Origin of the sequence: Polaromonas sp. CT11-55, assembly GCF_047303325.1 — a bacterium.
In the GTDB taxonomy this organism is placed as follows: domain Bacteria; phylum Pseudomonadota; class Gammaproteobacteria; order Burkholderiales; family Burkholderiaceae_C; genus Polaromonas.
The window spans coordinates 15,674-34,851 of sequence record NZ_JBKBEX010000025.1 but is presented as its reverse complement, the minus strand read 5'-3'; the positions used below and the strand labels follow the sequence as shown (position 1 = coordinate 34,851).

Below are 19,178 nucleotides of genomic sequence, written 5' to 3'. Positions count from 1 at the left end.
CCCCAGCGACGCGATGACCGCGAGCGCCCACAGGCCGGCTTTTTTGGCCATCTCAGGCCCCTTGCGGCACACCGGCGCGTGCAATCGGCGCCTCGCGCACCGGCAGGTTCACCAGGGCTGCGAACACGCCCAGCGCGATGGCGATGTACCAGACGATGTCGTAGCTGCCGGTGCGGTCATATAAATAGCCGCCCAGCCAAACGCCCAGGAAGGAGCCTATCTGGTGGCTGAAGAAGATGAAGCCGCCCAGCATCGACAAATGCTGGATGCCGAAGATCTGCGCCACCACCGCGTTGGTCGGCGGGATGGTTGACAGCCACAGCAGGCCCATCAGGCTGGCGAAGATGTAGACGCTCAGCGGGCTCAGCGGCGCCGCCAGGAACACGGCGATCACCACCGCGCGCGAGAAATAAATCGTCGCCAGGATTTTCCGCTTGGCGATTTTCTGGCCCAGCGAGCCGGCGATGTAGGTGCCGAAGACGTTGAACAGGCCTATCAGCGCCAGGGCGTAGCTGGCCACCTGGGGCGACAGGCCCTTGTCCTTGAGGTAGCTGGGCATGTGCACGCCGATGAACACCACCTGGAAGCCGCAGACGAAATAGCCCGCCATCAGCAGCTGGAAGCTTGGGTACTTGAAGGCTTCGCGCAGCGCCTGGCCTATGGTCTGCTCGCGTTTGGCCGGCTGGCCGCCGGCAAAGCCGCCTTCGCGCAGGCCCAACGCCAGCGGCGCGATCAGCAGCACCGCGCCGCTGAGCACCAACAGCGCTTCTTTCCAGCCCAGGCCGCTGATCAGCAGGCCTTCGACCGGCACCATCAGGAATTGGCCGAAAGAGCCGGCCGCCGCGGCCACGCCCATGGCCCAGGAGCGCTTTTCCGCCGGGATGTTGCGGCCTATCACGCCGTAGATCACGGCATAGGTGGTGCCGGCTTGCGCGGCGCCTATCAGCACACCGGCCGTCATGGTGAACAGAAAGCCCGTGGGCGACAGTGCCATGCCCACCAAGCCCAGCCCGTACAACAGGGCGCCGCCCACGATCACGCGGAAAGCGCCGAAGCGGTCGGCCGCCATGCCGGCGAAGATGCCGAACACGCCCCAGGACAGGTTTTGCACCGCCAGCGCGAAGGCAAAGGTCTCGCGCGTCCATCCCTGGGCCTGGGTAATGGGCTGCAGCCACAGCCCGAATCCGTGGCGTATGCCCATGGACAGCGTGACGATGGTGGCGCCGCAGATCAGCACCTGCAGCATGGAGAGTTTTTTGGTGTCGGTGGTCATGGGTGGCCGCCGCGAGCGGCGAAAATGGAAAAAGCCTGGGCGGCAAGGAGGTGATTCGCCGACTGTAACGAAAATGGCAAAACGCTGCCGCGCCCGCCCCCGGTTTCCACGCCCGAATCGGGCTGGCTGTATGTCCATACAGTGACTTTTGCGGCCCGGACTACAATTGCGGCAATTCTTTCAACTGCCATGGCTGACAAACTACCCACCGAATATTCCGAAGGCTCGATCCGCGTGCTCAAGGGCCTGGAGCCCGTCAAGCAGCGCCCGGGCATGTACACGCGCACCGACAACCCCCTGCACATCATCCAGGAGGTGCTGGACAACTCCGCCGACGAGGCCCTGGCCGGCTACGGCAAGAAGATCAAGGTCACGCTGCACACCGACGGATCGGTTAGCGTGGACGACGACGGCCGCGGCGTTCCCTTCGGCATGCACCCGGAAGAAAAAGCGCCCGTGATCGAGCTCGTGTACACCCGGCTGCACGCCGGCGGCAAGTTCGACAAGGGCAAGGGCGGCGCCTACAGCTTCTCGGGCGGCCTGCACGGCGTGGGTGTCAGCGTGACCAACGCGCTGTCCAAGCGCCTGGAGGTCACCTCCTACCGTGAAGGCATGGTCGCCCACCTGGTGTTTTCGGGCGGCGACGTCATCGAGAAACTGCACCTGCGCAAAAACGGCGACGGCGACCGCAAGACCGGCACCACCGTGCGGGCCTGGCCCGACGCCAAGTACTTCGAGTCGGCGGCCTTGCCCATGGCCGAACTCACCCACCTGCTGCGCAGCAAAGCCGTGCTCATGCCCGGCGTCACCGTCACGCTGACCAACGAGAAAACCAAGGACACCCAGACCTGGCTCTACAAGGGCGGCCTGCGCGACTACCTGATGCAGACCCTGACCGGCGACCCGGTCATCCCGATGTTTGAAGGCGAGGGGTTTGCCGACACCCAGCACGACAGCTTTGCCGAAGGCGAAGGCGCCCAGTGGTGCGTGGCCTTCACCGAAGACGGCCAGCCTGTGCGCGAGAGCTACGTCAACCTGATCCCGACCAGCGCCGGCGGCACCCATGAAAGTGGCCTGCGCGACGGCCTTTTCAATGCCGTCAAAAATTTTATCGACCTGCATTCGCTGCTGCCCAAGGGCGTCAAGCTGCTGCCTGAAGACGTTTTTGCCCGCGCCAGCTATGTGCTGAGCGCCAAGGTGCTGGACCCGCAGTTCCAGGGCCAGATCAAGGAACGCCTCAATTCGCGTGACGCGGTGCGCCTGGTTTCCAGCTTTGTGCGCCCGGCGCTGGAGCTGTGGCTCAACCAGCACGTCGACTACGGCCGCAAACTCGCCGAACTCGCCATCAAGGCCGCGCAAACCCGCCAGAAGGCCGGCCAGAAGGTCGAAAAACGCAAGGGCTCGGGCGTGGCCGTGCTGCCCGGCAAGCTGACCGACTGTGAAAGCCGCGACCTGGCGCACAACGAGGTCTTCCTGGTCGAGGGTGACTCGGCCGGCGGCAGCGCCAAAATGGGCCGCGACAAGGAGAGCCAGGCCATCCTGCCGCTGCGCGGCAAGGTGCTCAACACCTGGGAGGTCGAGCGCGACCGCCTGTTTGCCAACACCGAAATCCACGACATCGCGGTCGCCATCGGCGTGGACCCGCACGGCCCCAACGACACGCCCGACCTCAGCGGCCTGCGCTACGGCAAGGTCTGCATCCTGAGCGATGCCGATGTGGACGGCTCGCACATTCAGGTGCTGCTTTTGACGCTCTTTTTCCGCCACTTCCCCAAATTGATCGAATCGGGTAATGTCTATGTCGCCCGCCCGCCGCTGTTCCGGGTGGACGCGCCAGCGCGGGGCAAAAAGCCGGCATCCAAATTTTATGCCCTTGATGAAGGCGAGTTGACCGCCATTCTGGACAAATTGCGCAAGGACGGCGTGCGCGAAGGCGCCTGGAGCATCAGCCGCTTCAAGGGCCTGGGCGAAATGAGCGCGGAACAACTGTGGGAGACCACACTCAATCCGGATACCCGCCGTTTGTTGCCTGTGCAACTGGGCAACCAGGATTTCCTGCAAACCGAGACCCTGATCACCAAGCTGATGGGCAAGGGCGAAGCTGCGGCACGCCGCGAACTGATGGAGTTGCACGGTGATGCCGTGGAAATTGATATTTGATGAACCTGCCTGAGACTTTTCTTTCCTTTCTGCGGCGGCCCTTGCGCGCGCTGGGCCTGCCGCTGGCGGTCATGGGTCTGGCCGCGCTGTTCGCGTCTCCCGCCCATGCCGACATCTGGGGTTATGTCGACAAGGACGGCATCGCGCACTTTTCGGCCGTGCGGCTGGACGAGCGCTATGAACTCTTTTTCCGCGGCGGCGAAAGCTTCAGCGCCGACGGTAGCAACACCGGCCGCAGCGGCAAGGCCGTGGGCAACGGTGCCAACCGCGCCACCGGCGTGGCCGCCGCGCCGCCCAAGCTGCTGGCTTATTTCGACGTGTCGCCCAACTACAAGGCCGTCAAGCACCTGCTGCGCGAGGCTTCCGTCACGCACGGCATCGACTACGAACTGCTGCAGGCCCTGATCGCCACCGAGTCGGGCTTTAACACCCAGGCCGTTTCGCCCAAGGGCGCGGTCGGCTTGATGCAGCTGATCCCGCCGACGGCGGAGCGCTACGGCGTGCGGGCCAGCAAGGATTCCACGGTCCACAAAAAGCTCACCGACCCCAAGACCAATATCCGGGCCGGCTCCAGCTACCTCAGCGACCTGATCGCCATGTTTCCTGGCCAGCTTGAGCTGGCGATTGCCGCCTACAACGCCGGCGAGGGTGCGGTACAGCGCGCGGGCAACAAAATTCCGAATTACCCCGAAACCAAAAACTACGTCAAAACCGTGATGCAGCTCTACAACCACCTCAAGCCCCCCAGCATGATGGCGCCCGGTGGCCGCGTGCGCATGGAGATGATGGGCGGCAGCACGGGCCGCGGCAACATGGTGCCGACCACGGTCGCGGCCACCACCACGCCAGAGGCCCCACCCGAGCGGAACTGAGACCCATGCAGCTGGCGTTTCGCCGGAACATCCGGCAGTGCTGTGAAGCGGCGCCCCCTTTCTTTTCTTTTCATAATCCCGCACCGGCGCGCTTAAGCATGCCGGCCCGGCATCAACCGACTTAGCCCCAAGCCAAATTCACGATGGACGATCTCTTTACACCGGACGCAGTCGCTCCCATTCCCGAGCCCGCCGACCAGGATTCGCTGGCCGCGTACGCGCAGCGGGCCTACCTTGAATACGCGCTCAGCGTCGTCAAGGGCCGGGCCTTGCCCGACGTCTGCGACGGCCAGAAGCCTGTGCAGCGACGCATCCTCTTCAGTATGTCGCGCATGGGCCTGGGCTTTGGCGGCGCCAACGGTGCCAGCGGGGCCAAGCCTGTCAAAAGCGCCCGTGTGGTCGGCGACGTACTCGGTAAATACCACCCGCACGGCGACCAGGCGGCTTACGATGCCATGGTGCGCATGGCCCAGGACTTCAGCCAGCGCTACCCGCTGATCGACGGCCAGGGCAACTTCGGCTCGCGCGACGGCGACGGCGCGGCGGCCATGCGTTACACCGAGGCGCGGCTGGCGCGCATCACGACCTTGCTGCTCGACGAACTCGACGAAGGCACGGTCGACTTCGTGCCCAACTACGACGGCTCCTTCGAGGAGCCGCGCCAGCTGCCCGCGCGCCTGCCTTTTGCGTTGCTCAACGGCGCCAGCGGCATCGCGGTCGGCCTGGCCACCGAAATCCCCAGCCACAACCTGCGCGAAGTCGCCGACGCCTGCGTGGCCCTCATCAAGACGCCCAAGCTGTCCGACGACGAGCTGTTCTCGCTGATCACCGGCCCCGACTACCCGGGCGGCGGACAAATCATCTCCAGCAGCGCAGAAATCGCAGCCGCCTATAGCACCGGCCGCGGCTCGCTCAAGGTGCGTGCGCGATGGAAAATCGAGGAGCTCGCGCGCGGCCAGTGGCAACTGGTGGTGCAGGAGCTGCCGCCCGGCGTCAGCACCCAGCGTGTGCTCGAGGAGATCGAGGAGCTCACCAACCCGAAAATCAAAGCCGGCAAAAAAGCCCTGAGCCAGGACCAGGTGCAGCTCAAGCAAACGGTCCTCGCCGTGCTCGACGTGGTGCGCGACGAGTCCAGCAAGGACGCTCCGGTGCGCCTGGTCTTCGAGCCCAAGACCAGCAAGATCGGCCAGTCCGAACTCATCAACACCCTGCTGGCCAATACCAGCCTCGAAAGCTCCTCGCCCATCAACCTGACCATGGTCGGGCTGGATGGCAAACCGACGCAGAAAACCCTGCGCCAGATGCTGTCGGAATGGATCGAATTCCGCCAGACCACCGTGCAAAAACGTTCGCAGCACCGCCTGGACAAGGTGCTGGCCCGCATCCACATCCTCGAAGGCCGGCAGTTGGTGCTGCTCAATATCGACGAGGTGATCGCCATCATCCGCCAGTCGGACGAGCCCAAGGCCGCGCTCATGGATCGCTTCAAGCTGAGCGAAATCCAGGCCGAGGACATTCTTGAAATCCGCCTGCGCCAGCTGGCGCGGCTTGAAGCCATCAAGATCGAGCAGGAGCTCAAAAACCTGCGCGAAGAGCAGGGCAAGCTCGAGGAAATCCTCGGCAGCCCGGCGGCGCTCAAGCGCCTGCTGGTCAAGGAAATCGAGGCCGACGCCAAGCAGTTCGCCGATGCGCGCCGCACGCTGATCCAGGCCGAGAAAAAAGCCGTGCTCGAAGTCAAGGTGCTCGACGAACCCGTGACCGTGGTCATCAGCGACAAAGGCTGGGTGCGCGCGCGCAGCGGCCACGGCCATGACCCGGCGGGCTTTGCCTTCAAGGCTGGCGACGGGCTGTACGGCACTTTTGAATGCCGCACCGTCGACACGCTGCTGGCCTTCGGCTCGCGCGGCCGCATTTATTCGGTGCCGGTGTCCTCGCTGCCCGGCGCGCGCGGCGACGGACAGCCGCTGACCACGATGATCGACCTCGAGTCGGGCACGCAGCTGGTGCACTACTTCGCGGGTCCGTCCAATGCCGCGCTGCTGCTCAGCGCCAGCGGTGGCTACGGCTTCCTCGCCACGGTCGAGAACATGACCTCGCGCCTCAAGGCCGGCAAGGCCTTTATCAGCTGCGCCGAGGGCGAAACCATTTGCAGACCCTCGCACGCCGCCTTCAACAGCGGCGCGACGCCCATGCTGCCGGCCACCCACGTGGCTTGCGCCTCCACGGGCGGCCGCATCCTGACCTTTGAAATCGGCGAACTCAAGATGCAAGCCGCCGGCGGGCGCGGCCTGATGCTGATAGACCTTGAAGCCAAGGACACCCTGGCCGGCGCGGCGGCTTACACCCGCAGCGTGAAGATTGAAGGCATAGGCCGCGGAGGCAAGGCGCGCGAGGAAACCCTGGAAATCCGCACGCTCAACAATGCCCGTGCGGCGCGCGCACGCAAGGGCAAGGCAGCCGACCTGGGCTTCAAGCCCACCGGCGTCACCCGCGTCGAATAAGCTCGGATAAGCGCGGTGCCCGCCACCCTGTTGAAGGGGCGGGCATCCGGCCTCAGGCCGCGAGCAGCGTTTCGAGCTTCCTGAGGCCCGCCACCGTCGCCAGGCAGGCCTGCGCCACTTCCTTGCCCTTGGTCAGGAAGTGGGTGCTGAAGAACTGGCGGTGTTCCTCGTGCTCATGGAAATGCTGCGGCGTCAGCACCGCGGAAAACACCGGCACGCCGGTCTCCAGCTGAATGCCCATCAGCGCGCTGATCACCGCATCGGCGACGAACTCGTGGCGGTAGATGCCGCCGTCCACCACCAGCCCGCAGCAGACCACGCCCGCGTAGCGGCCCGACTGAGCGAGCTTTTTCGCGTGCAGCGGAATCTCGAAAGCGCCCGGCACTTCAAAGGTGTCTATGGATTCAGGGCCCACGCCCTGCCTGGCCATTTCGGCGAGGAAGGCGCCGCGCCCCTGGTCCACGATGTCTTCGTGCCAGGACGACTGGATAAAGGCGAAACGCGCCTTGTGAACGCCACCGGAATGGGCGGTGGAAGGGGAGGAAACAATGGTCTGACTCATGGATGGCCTCTAACTAGGTGTTACCAGAATCAGGGCGCACGAGCCTGCGGCCAGTCATGGACGCGCAGGCGCCCACGGCGTAGCCGATGGCATCGCGCTCTCTTTCATCCGGACTGTGACCGTCGGCTTTGGACTTGAACCAAATCTGCTGACCCCGGCCCACCGTGAGGAGGGCCGGGCGCTCGCGGGCTGATGCAGTTGCCTGCAAACACCGCCGGTGGGGAATTTCACCCCGCCCTGAGAACGCTGCCCCGGCGAAATGGCCGGGGCGTGTTGAGTTTAAAGGCTCGCGCGAGCGGGCGCTCGCCGCCGCTTTGCCGGCCCCACAGTGACTGCGGGTGCTTGCGGCGGCAGTGTTTACTCGACTTCCGCGACCAGGTCGATCTCGACACAAGCGCCCATGGGAATCTGCGCCACACCGAAGGCGGCGCGCGCATGCGTGCCGGCATCACCGAAAATTTCAGCGAAAAGTTCACTGGCGCCATTGGTCACCAGGTGATGCTCGGTGTAGTCGCCGGTCGAGTTGACCAGGCTCACGAGCTTGACGATGCGCTTGACCTTGCCAAGGCCGACGGCGGCTTCCAGCGTGCCCATCAGGTCGATGGCGACCGAGCGCGCGGCGGCCTTGCCTTCTTCGGTTGTCATGTTCTTGCCCAACTGGCCGACCAGGGGCTTGCCGTCCTTCTTGGCGATATGGCCGCTCAGGAACACCAGGTTGCCCGTCCGCACAAAAGGCAGATAGGCGGCGACGGGGATTGCCACGGGGGGCAGGGTGATGTTCAGTGCTTTCAGCTTGTCGTAGGCGCTCATGGTGTTCCCTTGGTTGATGGCAGTCCCCGGGGCGGGTGCTTCGGGGAATTGTAGGGCGGGCCCGTTCTCGCGCCGGCCTGTTGCGGTATGAAAGGAAGTGATGCAGCCCCGGCCGGCGTACCCGCCTATTCGGGCTTGATGCCGGCCTTGCGCACGACCGCACCCCAGCGGTCCACCTCGCTGCGCATAAAGGCGCGCAGCTCGTCGCGGCTCGATCCCTTGAGGTCTATGCCCAGCGTCGTGAGCCGCTCGCGCGTCGACGGGTGGGCCAGCGCTGCGACGGCTTCGCTGCGCAGCCGCTCGACGATGTCGATGGGCGTGGTGGCCGGCGCCACCAGGGCCCACCACTGGTTGAACTGCATGCTGTCCATGCCGGCTTCGCGCGCGGTGGGCACCTCGGGCAGAGAGGCCACGCGCGTGTTGCCGGTCACCATCAGGGCCGAGATTTTTCCCGCGCCCAGCAGCGCGCTGGCGCTGGCCAGCGTTGCGAAATGGGCGTCCACCTGGCCGGCCGCGACGTCGGTGAGCGCCGGCGCCGAGCCGCGGTAGGGGATCGCGTTGACCTTGATGCCGGCGGCCGTGGCGAACAGCTCACTGGAGAGGTGGCTGATGGAGCCGTTGCCGCTGTTGGCCAGCGTCAGCGGCACCTTGCTGGCGCGGTAGTGTTTGAGGAAACCCTTGAGGTCGCCGTTCTTGTAGGGCGTGCCGCTGGCAAACAGCATCAGCGGCGAGGTGCCGACCATGGAAATCGGCGTGAAGTCGCGCAGCAGGTCGTAAGGCATCTTGTTGAACACGGCCGGCGCGATCGCATGCGGCAGCTCGACGATGGCGAAGGTGTAGCCGTCGGGCGCCGCCTTGGCCGCGGCCTCGGTGCCTATGCGGCCCGAGGCGCCGGAGCGGTTGTCCACCACCACGCTCTGGCCCATGGTCTCGCCCATGCGCTGCGCGACGGCGCGGGCGATCGCGTCCGTGCTGCCGCCGGGTGCCCAGGGCACGATAAGGCGCAGCGGCTTGTCGGGGTAGGCCGCCTGGGCGGCGGTGCTGATCAGGCTGGCGGCCAGCAGCAGGGGGGTGAGCAATCGGGTCTTCATGGGGAAATCCTTTACAGGGGGGGCGATTCAAGGAGGGTTCAGGGAGGGTTCAGGGAATCAGGAAAAAATGTCAAAGGTGTCGCGGTCGCCCTTGGCGGTCAGCAGCAGAAGGGCGTGCTCCGAAGGCGCGATCTCGCCGCGCGCGCGCAGCTGTGCGAGCGCGCTGAGGCAGGCGCCCGCGCACAGCTCCACCCACAGGCCTTGCGCGGCCAGCCGGGCACTGCCTTCAGCGGCGCCGGCATCGTCCACCACCACCGCCCCGCCGCCCGAGCGCTGCACAGCCAGCGCCTGCTGCAGCGTGACGGTGCTGCCGCCGGTGGAAAACTGCGCGGTCTGGCCGGCGAAGTCGGCCTGCAGCGGCTCGCCGCCCAGCACGCGGGCCAGGCGCGGGAAAGGTTCAACCGCCCAGAGGCGCGGCATGCGCGCGATCAGTCCGGCTTGCAGCAGGTCGCGCAGGCCGCTGTAAACACCCCAGAGCAGATCGCCGCGCGCGGTGGGCACCAGTACGTGGTCGGGGATGCAGCCTTCGGCCACACATTCCAGCGCCACCGCGCGGTAGCCCTCGACGCCGAAGGCTGGGCTGCCGACGGCGGGCACGCTGTAGTTGGTCAGCGCAAAGGCGCCGTCCTGCTCGACGCGCCGGCGCAGGTGTTCCCAGCGGCCGAAGCCGCGGTCAAACGTGAGGCGTCGGGCGCCCAGGCGCTGCAGCGCCCGCGCGAAGGGTTCCGGCATGTCGTGGTAGGTGGCGACTTCACAGGCCAGGCCCGCGGCCGCGCAATAGGCGGCGGCCGACACCGCCGCGTTGCCGCTGGAGGCCAGCACCACGGTTTGCGCGCCCACGTCCAGCGCCCGGCTCACGGCCTGGGCCGACATGCGGTCCTTGTGCGAGCCTGTGGGGTTTATGCCCTCGTGTTTGGCCGAGAGCTGGCGCAAGCCCAAGGTGCGCGCCAGGCGGGGCAGGTCCAGGCAGGGCGTGCCGCCTTCGCCCAGGGACACGCCCCGGCTGTAAGGCAGCCAGGCGCCCCACTTATAACCCGTGCTGGCAGTTTTGAGGGTTTTGGGCAGCTCGGCATAGACCGCCTCCAGGCTCGCGGGCGTGCCGGCCGCCGCGCAATGCGGGCAGCCGGCCGGCAAGTCCTGCAAGGAGTATTCACGGGCGCAATGGATGCAGTGCAGCCCGGACAGCCGCGGGTTGCGGGTCACCGTATGGGATGCCGCGGGGGATTCGGAAACAAGGGAATTCATGCGGCCAATGGTAGGAAGGCCCGGGCCTGCTGTGCGCGCTTTGTTGGCGATTTAGAATAAGTGAAACTTATAAGGAGACCGCCATGGCCGAAGCCAGTGCGCGCCAGATCGAGGTGTTCCGCATGGTCATGCGGCTGGGCACGGCCAACCGCGCGGCCGCGGCCCTGCATGTGAGCCAGCCGGCGGTCACGCAGCTGCTGCAGCAGCTCGAAGCGCGCGCCGGCCTCAAGCTGTTTGACCGGCCCAAGGGCAAGCTCACGCCCACGCCCGAAGCCCATGCGCTGATGGAAGAGGTCGAGCGGGTCTACGAAGGCCTGGAGGCCGTGCAGCGAAAAATCGTGGCGCTGCAGTCGCATGAAGACACGGTGCTGCGCATCGGCTCGCTGCACGCCATGGCCGCCAGCGTCATGCCCTGGGCCTTGGCCGAGTTCCAGCGCAGCTACCCGCGCACGCGCTGCCTGCTTTTGGTCGACAGCTCCAAGGTGCTGCGCGAGGCCTTGTTCCAGGGCGCGGTGGACCTGGCTTTCCTGGGCGATGAGGCCGACACCAGCGGCCTGGTGTCTTCGCTGTTCTACCAGGCGCCCGCCGTTTGCATCATGCCGGCCGCCCATCCGCTGGCGCGCAGGCAGGTGCTGCTGCCGCAGGATTTGCAAGAGGTGCCGCTGGTGGGCCTGTCGGCGTTCGACCCGGCGCAGCGGCGCCTGGAGGCGGCGCTGGCGCAGGCCGGCGTGCAGCCGCGTTTTGTGATCGAGACGCCTTACAGCGCGACGCAATGCGCGCTGGTGCTCGCCGGCGCCGGGCTGGCGGTGACGAATCCGCTGGTGGCGCGCGAATACCTGGCGCTGGGCCTGCGCAGTGTGCCGCTGGCGGCCGAGGTGTGGTTCCGCGCCTTGCTGGCCTTCAAGCCCAAGCAGGCGCAGTCGGGCGCGGCGCAAGAGTTTGTGGGCTTGTGCAGGCGCCGGCTGGTGGGCAGCCTGCCCGAGGGTTCGTTGCTCGGAGAGGCGCTCAGTCCAGCGTAGCGGTTTCGGCGGATGGCGCGTCGGCGGCGGGCAAGGGCTCCACCGTCACCGCCACGTCCAGGATGTGCTGCGCCCCGCCGCGTATCACGCCGCGCATGGGCGAGACATCGAGGAAGTCGCGCCCCGTGGCCAGCGTGACATAGTCTTCGCCCGGCGCGCGGTTGTTGGTGGGATCGAAGTCCAGCCAGGCGCCCAGGCCAGGGCAATAGACCGAGGCCCAGGCGTGTGAGGCATCGCTGCCCACCAGGCGCGGCTGGCCGGGCGGTGGGCTGGTCAGCAGGTAGCCGCTGACGTAACGCGCCGGCAGGCCCATGGCGCGGCAGCAGGCCACCATGATGTGGGCAAAGTCCTGGCACACGCCCTTGCCCTGCCGCAGCGCCTCGAGCGCCGGCGTGTTGACCTCGGTGCTTTCGCTCTCGTAGGTCATGGTGTCATGGATGCGTTCCATCAGGTCGCGCGCCGCTTCGGGCAGCGGCCGGCCGGGCAGGAAGCTGGGGCGCGCGAACTCGGCGAAGGCCTCGTCGCGCGGCACATAGGGCGAGGCGAACAGGAATTCGGAGGCGCTGTCGTAGGCTGCGCCGGCGCGGTAGCGGAACTGCTCGCGCACCTGCTCCCAGGGCTGCGACACCGCTGCGCCGGCAGACAGGGCACTTTCGGACTGCAGCGGGTTGAGTGCCGTGGTGGCCACCACGCTGTCGGCCACCACGGTCAGGCTTTCATGCGCGGCCTGCAGCGAAAAATAGCTGCGCGTGTTGCCGTAGATGTCCACCGTTTCGCGCAATTGCACGGGCGCCGGGTCGACGCGCAGCGCGTAGCTCAGCAGGCTCTGGCCGTTGCGGCTGGCGGGTTTGAGGTGCACCACATGGTGGGCGTTTTCCACCGCGGGCGCATAGCGGTAGCGGGTTTCGTGGACGACGTGCAGCAGCATGGGATGACTCCGCGCCCGGGGCTCAAGCGCCCAGGCTCTGGCTGCCGGAGGCCGCGTGGCTGAAATAGCGGCGGCTCAGGGTGTCCGACAGGTCCAGCGCGGCGTCGCAGCATTGCTCCAGCATCTGCACCAGGCGGCCGTCGTGCTGCCGGCTATCTTCATCGCCTTCATCACCTTGATCACCATCATCGGACTGCATGCCCGCGCACAAATCGGCCAGCGCCCAGCTGCCGGGATCGGGCAGTTCCATCGCGAGCTCGGGCATGTCGCCCGGCGCGCTGCCGGCCAGCTTGGCCAGGCGCCCGCGCAGCGTCTGCACCACCCAGCCCAGGGAGCGCGGATTGTCGCGGTCCAGCACCAGCAGGTCGAGCAGGGCCGGGATGTCGCGGCGCTGCTGGTATTGCGCGTGGAAGGTGATGGTGCTGTCGAACAGCGCCACCATGGCGTTGAAGCCGCCTTCCTCGAAGACCGAGCCGGTTTCAAAGCCGCGCGCCAGCGCGCCGGCCAGGGTGTTGAGCCGCTCGATGAGGCGGCCCACGCTGAGCAGGCGCCAGCCGTCGTCGCGCGTCATGCGGTCGGTCTGCGCGCCCGTCATGGCCGAGAGGAAGCCGCTGGCCGATTCGAGCGCGCGCAGCGCCTCGACGGAGGAGTATTCAAGCAGATATTGGCTGGATTGGCTCTGGCCTTGCCCGCCCTGGCTTTGCGACTGGCTTTGGCCCACGCTGCTGAATATCGCGCAGCGCTGGAAAAAATCGGCTTCGGTGCGCACGATCATGTGCCACTGTTCCTGCGACAGGCGTTCGCGCACGGCCGAGGCCGCGCTCTTGAGCGCGCGCAGGTTAAAGCCCACGCTGGCGGCCTGTTCGGTATCGGCCAGGTTGGCGATCAGCGCACGTTCAAACACGCGGCGCGCATGTGTGGCCGGCGGCACGGTGTCCAGCACCAGCGCATTGCCGACCGCCATGCTGGTCAGCCAGGCCAGCAAGGGCTGCGAGGTCTGGTCTTCGCCGCCCAGGCATTGCAGCGTGATCTGCGCCAGGCGCGTGGAGTTTTCGGCGCGCTCGGTGTAGCGGCCCAGCCAGAAAAGGTTTTCGGCCGCGCGGCTGGTGACCGGCGGGCGGTGGCGCAGCGGGGCGGTGGCCCAGGCGGGCGAGGGCTGCTCGGCACGCGGGGCTGCCGCCTTGGCCGCGGACGCATCGCCCAGCACCCAGACGTCGGCGCTGCTGCCGCCGTGCTGCATGGAAGACATGTTCTCGTTCTTGCCGGCCAGCCGCGCCAGCCCGCCGGGCAGCACCTGCCAGGAGCCCTTGCCGTCGGCCACGGCAAACACGCGCAGCATGGCCGATCGCGGGGAAATTCGCTCGCCCTGCCAGGTCGGCGTCTGCGGCAGTGGCAAATAGGCCTGCACCGTGTAGTCCTCACCGCGGCGCACGATGCGGCCGGCCCATTCGTCTAGCGCGCGGCGCGACAGCGTGTGGCCTATCACCGATTCCATGCCCGAGCCCGGGTAGGTCGGCTTGATCACGCAGTTCTTGAGCTGGCCCAGCACATCCTGCAGCACCGCCTGCTCGCCGCACCACCAGGTGGCCAGCGAGGGCAGGGCCAGGGTTTCGCCCAGCAGGTGTTCCGACAGCGCGGGCAAAAAGCCCAGCAGCGCGCTTGATTCAAGGAAGGCCGAGCCCGGCGTGTTGACCACCAGCACATTGCCCGCGCGTATCACCTGCAGCAGGCCGGGCACGCCCAGCGTGGAGTCCGAGCGCAGCTCCAGCGGGTCCAGGAACTCGTCGTCCAGGCGCTTGAGCAGGCCGTGCACCGGCTCCAGGCCGCGCAGGGTCTTGAGGTAAAGCTTGTCGTCGCGCACCAGCAGATCGCTGCCCTCGACCAGGGTCAGGCCCAGGAAGCGCGCAAGGTAGGCATGCTCGAAATAGGTTTCGTTGTAAGGCCCCGGGGTCAGCAGGACCACGCGGCTTTCCTCATTGCCGTCGGCCGGGCTCATGGCTTTGAGGCCGTCGACCAGCGCCTTGTAAGAGGCACCCAGGCGTTCGACCTTCATTTCGCGGAAGGCCTCGGGAAACAGCAGCGAGATGGTCAGGCGGTTTTCCAGCAGGTAGCCCAGGCCAGAAGGCGCCTGCGTGCGCTGCGACACCACCGACCAGCGGCCGTCGGGGCCGTGGGCGATGTCGAAGGCGGCGATGTGCAGATAGGTGCCGCCGGCCGGCTGCACGCCCTGCATGCCGCGCAGGTAGCCAGGGTGGGCATGCACCAGCGCGCTGGGCAAGAGGCCTTTGGAGAGCAGTTCCTGCGGGCCGTAGATGTCGGCCATGACCCGGTCCAGCAGGCGGGCGCGCTGCTGGATGCCGGCCTCGATCTGCGCCCAGTCGCCGGCCGAGACCATCATGGGGAAGAGGTCCAGCGCCCAGGGGCGCTGCGGGCCGTTGGCGTCGGCGTAGACGTTGTAGGTCACGCCGTTGTCGCGGATCTGGCGGCGCAGGTTGGCGGTGCGGTGATTCAGGTCGTAAAAGCCGTCGGCGCCCAGGAAGTTGAAAAAGCGCGTCCATTCTGGCGACAGGCTGTCGTCGGTGGCGGCGGCTTCGGGTTGGGGAGCGGCGGTTTCAGCGGCGCTGCCGGCGGCCCGCAGCACGGGCTGGGCGGGCACGGCCGTCTCCACGGGCGCGGGGCCTTCGGAGACACGGCCCCGCAACTCGTCGAAATGGCCGGCTGCCGCATGCGGCGCCAGCGCGGCGGCCAGGGCGCAGGGGGATTCGAGCGCCTGGGCGGCAAAAAGTGACTGGGTGTTATTTTCCACGTGCTGCAAGTATGCCTGCGGCCCGCAGGCGCAAAGTCTCAATCAGGTACGGCTTTCCCGCTAAATGGACGATTTATGCCGCTTGCGCATGCAATTGTTGCAGCCATAAGACAGGCTGATGGGCGCCGGGAAAGGCGCCCCCCGGCCGCCCTCAGCGCAGGTCCAGCGTGAACGGGAACTCCCGGCTGGGCTGCGCCGGCGCCACGCGCATCTTGCCGGGCGTGTGGCCCATGCGGAAAAAGCGCGTGAGGCGGCGGCTTTCGGCCTCGTACGAATTGACCGGCAGCGTGTCGTAGTTGCGCCCGCCCGGGTGGGCCACATGGTACTGGCAGCCGCCCAGCGAGCGCTCCATCCAGGTGTCGACGATGTCGAAGGTCAGCGGCGCATGCACGCCTATGGAAGGGTGCAGGGCCGAAGGCGGGTTCCAGGCCTTGTAGCGCACGCCCGCCACATATTCGCCGACGCGGCCCGTGCTTTGCAGCGGCAGGGCCCGGCCGTTGACGGTGATGACGTAGCGGTTGTCGTTCAGGCCGGTGACGTGCACCTCGATGCGCTCCAGCGAGGAGTCGACGTAGCGCACCGTGCCGCCGGCCGAGCCTTCCTCGCCCATCACGTGCCAGGGCTCCAGCGCGCTGCGCAGCGTCAGCTCGATGCTGTTGCTCTTGACCTGGCCTATCAGCGGGAAGCGGAACTCGAAATGCGGCTCAAACCAGGCCATGTCGAAGGCGTAGCCGGCTTCGCGCAGCTCGGTCAGCACGTCCTCGAAGTCCATGCGCACAAAGCCGGGCAGCAGGAAGCGGTCGTGCAGCTCGGTGCCCCAGCGCGTGACGCGGCCGTGGTAGGGCTTGTTCCAGAAACGCGCCACCAGCGCGCGCAGCAGCAGTTGCTGGGCGATGCTCATGCGCGCATGCGGCGGCATCTCGAAGGCGCGCAGCTCCAGCAAGCCCAGGCGGCCGGTGGTGGAGTCGGGCGAGTACATCTTGTCGATGCAGAACTCGCTGCGGTGGGTGTTGCCGGTCACGTCGACCAGGATGTTGCGCAAGGTGCGGTCCACCAGCCAGGGCGGCATGTCGGCGCCGTACTTCTTGCGGTTGTTCTCGATCTCGCGCAGCGCGATCTCGAGTTCGTAGAGCTGGTCGTTGCGGGCCTCGTCCACGCGCGGCGCCTGGCTGGTCGGGCCTATGAACATGCCCGAGAACAGGTAGCTCAGCGAGGGGTGGTTGTGCCAGTAGGCGATCAGGCTGCCCAGCAGCTCCGGCTTGCGCAGGAAAGGGCTGTCGGCCGGTGTGGCGCCGCCCAGCACAAAGTGGTTGCCGCCGCCGGTGCCGGTGTGGCGGCCGTCGGTCATGAACTTCTCGGCTGACAGGCGCGTCTCGTGCGCAATCTTGTAGAGGAACTCGGTGTGTTCCACCAGCTCGCCCCAGTTGTAGGCCGGGTGGATGTTGACCTCGATGACGCCGGGGTCGGGCGTGACCTGCAGCATTTTCAGTCGCGGGTCGCGCGGCGGCGGGTAGCCTTCAAGCACGATGCTCACCCCCAGCGACTGGGCCGTGGCTTCCACCGCGGCCAGCAGGTCCAGGTAGTCCTCGAGCCGTTCCATGGGCGGCATGAAGACATAGATCGCGCCCACTTCGCCACGGCCCGATTTGTTGGCCTGGCTGTCCGGGTCGGCCTTGGGTTTGTCCTTGGGGCCGTTGGCGCGCTGCGGGTCGCGCACTTCCACGCACAGCGCGGTGCGCGTGAGCCAGGCGGCCGATTCAAAAGGCTTGGGCGCGCGGTCGTCGCCGGGCGCGGCCGCCTCGGGCGATGCGCCGGCCGACTGGCCGCCCGCGCCGCCAGTGCCATTGTTGCCCGTCGGACGGAACTGCAGGATGCGGCTGGCCTGCGATAGCGCGGTGTTGCCGCTCAGGTAACGCGCCACGTACTGCGCCAGCGAGCTGGCGCTGCCGCCCGCGGAAGGGCTTGCCGCCGTGGTGCCGCGGGCATCGCTGAAGCTGCCGTTGTAGCGCGCGGCCAGCGCCGAAGCCGGCGGCAACTCCTGCCGCGACGCGAAGGGGTCGGATTCGATCATGTAGGGGTAGTCGGTCTTGGACACCCAGGGCACGGAATCCAGCGGCAGGCGGTAGCCCATGGGCGAGTCGCCCGGCATCAAGTACATGCGTTCGTCGCGGAAAAACCAGGGGCCCGTGGTCCATTTCGGGCCGGCCAGCGCGGGCGAGGCGCCGAAGCTCCTCTGCTTGAGCTGCTCCTTGGTCTGCAGCGGCAGCACGTAGCCCACCACAGAATCCAGGCCCTGCATGAAGACGCGGCGCAGGCGGTCGCGCTCCATCGCGTCGTCCAGCCGCGAATCAAAGGGGTCCACATTGACCGGCAGCCGGCGTTCGCGCCAGAGGTAGTACCAGGTGTCCTCATAGCCCGGCGTGATGTAAGTCGTGGCCAGGCCGAGCTTGCCTGCCAGGGTTTGTATAAAACGCTGCGCGTCGGCACTGGTGTAATTACAGGGCTGGCGTTCGTCGGCGAACAGGGCCGGGTTCTGCCAGATCGGCTGGCCGTCCTTGCGCCAGAAAATGCTCAGCGCCCAGCGCGGCAGCTGCTCGCCCGGGTACCACTTGCCCTGGCCGAAGTGCAGGAAACCGCCTTCGCCGTATTCGGCGCGCAGCTTTTGCACGAGCTCGGTCGCATAGCCGCGCTTGGTCGGGCCCAGCGCGGCGATATTCCATTCGGCCGCGTCACGGTCGGTGGTGGCCACAAAGGTCGGTTCGCCGCCCATGGTCAGGCGCACGTCGCCGGCCGCCAGGTCCTGGTCGACTTTCTCGCCGAGCGCCAGCACTTCCTGCCATTGCTCTTCGGTATAAGGCTTGGTCACGCGCGGCGATTCGTAGATGCGCTGCACCGCCATGTGGTGCTCGAACTCGACTTCGGATTTGTCGACGCCGCCCTCGACAGGCGCGGCGCTCGAGGGCTCGGGCGTGCAGGCCAGCGGGATATGGCCTTCGCCGGCCATCAGGCCCGAGGTTGGGTCCAGGCCCACCCAGCCGGCGCCCGGCAAAAACACCTCGCACCAGGCGTGCAGGTCGGTGAAATCGGCTTCGGCGCCGCTGGGGCCGTCTATCGATTTGACGTCGGCCTTGAGCTGTATCAAATAGCCCGAGACAAAACGCGCGGCCAGGCCCATGTGGCGCAGCAACTGCACCAGCAGCCAGCCGGTGTCGCGGCAGGAGCCGCAGGCCAGGCGCAGGGTCTCCTCGGGCGTCTGCACGCCGGGCTCCATGCGAATCGAATATTGGATGTCCGACTGCAGGCTCTGGTTCAGGCCCACCAGGAAGTCTATGGTGCGTTTGGGCGTGCGGTCGATTTTCTCGAGGTAGCGCTTGAACAGCGGCGTGGCCGGCTGTGTGGCCAGGTAGGGCGCCAGTTCCCGGGCCTGCAGCGCGTTGTAGCTGAAGGGGAACTCCTCGGCGGCCGGCTCCAGGAAGAAGTCAAAGGGGTTGAACACCGCCATTTCCACGACCAGGTCCACCGTGACCTTGAACTCGCGCGTCGGCTCGGGAAACACCAGCCGGGCCTGGTAGTTGGCGAAGGGATCCTGCTGCCAGTTGATGAAATGCCCGGCGGGCTCGACCTTGAGGGAGTAGGACAGCACCTGGGTGCGGCTGTGCGGCGCGGGCCGCAGGCGGACCACCTGGGGGCCCAGCCGCACCAGGCGGTCGTATTTGTAGTGGGTGATGTGGCTCAGGGCAACGTGGATGGACAAGGCAACCTCGCTTAAAAAAATAACTGGGCGCAAGGACCGCCACATCATGCGGTCTTCTCAATGACGTGTGAACAGCTTACCCGGATTTGATGGTATTTCCGTAAGCAAGAGCTGCGCCATGCGGAGTTTGCATGGCGCACTGTCGGCTTCTTGCCTC

The 19,178-nt window shown here is 66.8% G+C and carries 12 protein-coding genes and 1 riboswitch; of the genes, 4 read left to right on the top strand and 8 right to left on the bottom strand.

What is annotated here, in order from left to right; genetic code table 11:
- Positions 1-52: 52 nt before the first annotated feature.
- A complete protein-coding gene (locus tag ACEN8I_RS19350; RefSeq protein WP_413330204.1) occupies positions 53-1,273 on the bottom strand; it encodes an MFS transporter in 1,221 nt (406 codons plus the stop codon).
- 189 nt (positions 1,274-1,462) lie between these two features.
- Here ACEN8I_RS19350 and ACEN8I_RS19345 point away from each other — a divergent pair, with 189 nt between their 5' ends.
- The 3 genes from ACEN8I_RS19345 to parC all read left to right on the top strand — a co-directional run bounded on the left by ACEN8I_RS19345 (position 1,463) and on the right by parC (position 6,806).
- On the top strand, positions 1,463-3,433 hold the full coding sequence (locus ACEN8I_RS19345; protein ID WP_413330203.1) for a DNA topoisomerase IV subunit B: 1,971 nt from the start codon (positions 1,463-1,465) through the stop codon (positions 3,431-3,433).
- Positions 3,433-4,305, top strand: a complete 873-nt coding sequence (locus ACEN8I_RS19340; RefSeq protein WP_413330202.1) for a lytic transglycosylase domain-containing protein — start codon at positions 3,433-3,435, stop codon at positions 4,303-4,305. The genes ACEN8I_RS19345 and ACEN8I_RS19340 overlap by 1 nt, the downstream gene beginning before the upstream one ends.
- A gap of 143 nt (positions 4,306-4,448) precedes the next feature.
- A complete protein-coding gene (gene parC / locus ACEN8I_RS19335; RefSeq protein WP_413330201.1) occupies positions 4,449-6,806 on the top strand; it encodes a DNA topoisomerase IV subunit A in 2,358 nt (785 codons plus the stop codon).
- 52 nt (positions 6,807-6,858) lie between these two features.
- Here the strand turns inward: parC and ACEN8I_RS19330 are convergent, their stop codons facing one another.
- From ACEN8I_RS19330 to ACEN8I_RS19315, 4 genes are all read right to left on the bottom strand, one after another.
- Positions 6,859-7,368, bottom strand: a complete 510-nt coding sequence (locus ACEN8I_RS19330) for a 6,7-dimethyl-8-ribityllumazine synthase (protein WP_413330200.1) — start codon at positions 7,366-7,368, stop codon at positions 6,859-6,861.
- A gap of 92 nt (positions 7,369-7,460) precedes the next feature.
- Positions 7,461-7,617: riboswitch (FMN riboswitch) on the bottom strand.
- A gap of 108 nt (positions 7,618-7,725) precedes the next feature.
- Positions 7,726-8,178 carry a RidA family protein gene (locus ACEN8I_RS19325; protein WP_413330199.1) on the bottom strand — a complete coding sequence of 151 codons (453 nt, stop codon included), beginning with the start codon at positions 8,176-8,178 and terminating at the stop codon, positions 7,726-7,728.
- 125 nt (positions 8,179-8,303) lie between these two features.
- The gene (locus tag ACEN8I_RS19320; RefSeq protein WP_413330198.1) at positions 8,304-9,269 is read right to left on the bottom strand and encodes a tripartite tricarboxylate transporter substrate binding protein; all 966 of its coding nucleotides are present in this window, start codon (positions 9,267-9,269) and stop codon (positions 8,304-8,306) included.
- 57 nt (positions 9,270-9,326) lie between these two features.
- Entirely contained in the window at positions 9,327-10,514 is a 1,188-nt protein-coding gene (locus tag ACEN8I_RS19315; RefSeq protein ID WP_413330197.1) for a pyridoxal-phosphate dependent enzyme, read from the bottom strand.
- Positions 10,515-10,597: 83 nt separating this feature from the next.
- Here ACEN8I_RS19315 and ACEN8I_RS19310 point away from each other — a divergent pair, with 83 nt between their 5' ends.
- On the top strand, positions 10,598-11,533 hold the full coding sequence (locus ACEN8I_RS19310; protein ID WP_413330196.1) for a LysR substrate-binding domain-containing protein: 936 nt from the start codon (positions 10,598-10,600) through the stop codon (positions 11,531-11,533).
- Here the strand turns inward: ACEN8I_RS19310 and ACEN8I_RS19305 are convergent.
- The 3 genes from ACEN8I_RS19305 to ACEN8I_RS19295 form a co-directional block, all read right to left on the bottom strand.
- Complete coding sequence (locus ACEN8I_RS19305) at positions 11,520-12,461, bottom strand: transglutaminase family protein (protein ID WP_413330195.1); 942 nt, start codon at positions 12,459-12,461, stop codon at positions 11,520-11,522. The two genes, ACEN8I_RS19310 and ACEN8I_RS19305, sit on opposite strands and share 14 nt — an antisense overlap.
- A gap of 22 nt (positions 12,462-12,483) precedes the next feature.
- Positions 12,484-15,267 (bottom strand): circularly permuted type 2 ATP-grasp protein, encoded by a 2,784-nt coding sequence (locus ACEN8I_RS19300; protein ID WP_413330194.1) that lies wholly within the window; start codon positions 15,265-15,267, stop codon positions 12,484-12,486.
- A 151-nt stretch (positions 15,268-15,418) separates the two neighbouring features.
- On the bottom strand, positions 15,419-19,021 hold the full coding sequence (locus ACEN8I_RS19295) for a DUF2126 domain-containing protein (protein WP_413330193.1): 3,603 nt from the start codon (positions 19,019-19,021) through the stop codon (positions 15,419-15,421).
- Between the last annotated feature and the right edge of the window lie 157 nt (positions 19,022-19,178).

Coding starts and splice junctions, on each gene's coding strand:
- ACEN8I_RS19320 (WP_413330198.1), bottom strand. CDS start 9,269: ATGAAGACCCGATTGCTCACCCCCCTGCTGCTGGCCGCCAGCCTGATC.
- ACEN8I_RS19310 (WP_413330196.1), top strand. CDS start 10,598: ATGGCCGAAGCCAGTGCGCGCCAGATCGAGGTGTTCCGCATGGTCATG.
- ACEN8I_RS19330 (WP_413330200.1), bottom strand. CDS start 7,368: ATGAGTCAGACCATTGTTTCCTCCCCTTCCACCGCCCATTCCGGTGGC.
- ACEN8I_RS19345 (WP_413330203.1), top strand. CDS start 1,463: ATGGCTGACAAACTACCCACCGAATATTCCGAAGGCTCGATCCGCGTG.
- ACEN8I_RS19340 (WP_413330202.1), top strand. CDS start 3,433: ATGAACCTGCCTGAGACTTTTCTTTCCTTTCTGCGGCGGCCCTTGCGC.
- ACEN8I_RS19325 (WP_413330199.1), bottom strand. CDS start 8,178: ATGAGCGCCTACGACAAGCTGAAAGCACTGAACATCACCCTGCCCCCC.
- ACEN8I_RS19305 (WP_413330195.1), bottom strand. CDS start 12,461: ATGCTGCTGCACGTCGTCCACGAAACCCGCTACCGCTATGCGCCCGCG.
- ACEN8I_RS19315 (WP_413330197.1), bottom strand. CDS start 10,514: ATGAATTCCCTTGTTTCCGAATCCCCCGCGGCATCCCATACGGTGACC.
- ACEN8I_RS19350 (WP_413330204.1), bottom strand. CDS start 1,273: ATGACCACCGACACCAAAAAACTCTCCATGCTGCAGGTGCTGATCTGC.
- parC (WP_413330201.1), top strand. CDS start 4,449: ATGGACGATCTCTTTACACCGGACGCAGTCGCTCCCATTCCCGAGCCC.